Origin of the sequence: Halomonas sp. SIMBA_159 (assembly GCF_046536035.1) — a bacterium.
Classification (GTDB): Bacteria; Pseudomonadota; Gammaproteobacteria; order Pseudomonadales; family Halomonadaceae; genus Vreelandella; species Vreelandella venusta_A.
The window spans coordinates 1-346 of the sequence record NZ_JAWJBT010000203.1; the positions used below are offsets into that span (position 1 = coordinate 1).

General features: G+C 55.5%; 1 protein-coding gene. It reads left to right on the forward strand.

Annotation, left to right across the window (positions count from 1 at the left end):
* On the forward strand, positions 1-346 hold a 346-nt coding region (locus tag R0J87_RS18995), incomplete at both ends, for a hypothetical protein (RefSeq protein ID WP_498888174.1).

Here is a 346-nt window from a genome sequence, read left to right on the forward strand (position 1 = left end):
ACCATAGTCGGTACGGTGGATGTGCTCAGTGTCGCGTTTGCCAAACAACAAAGCGTGCCTGTGGCGGCCAGTTTTGTCCTGTCGGCCTATGCCGCGGGCTCCTGTATTTCCGGCCTGGTGTTTGGCGCACTGCGTCTGAACCTCGCTCTGCCAAAACAGTTGTTGCTGGCTTCCATCGCCACTGCGACAGCCACACTCCCGCTGCTGGTGGTGTACGATGTACTGACGCTATCCGTCTCCGTTTTCGTCGCGGGCATTTTCTTCGCACCTACCATGATTGTGACTATGGGCCTTGTGGAAAAGATTGTGCCTGAGTCAAAGCTGACAGAAGGGTTTACCTGGATGA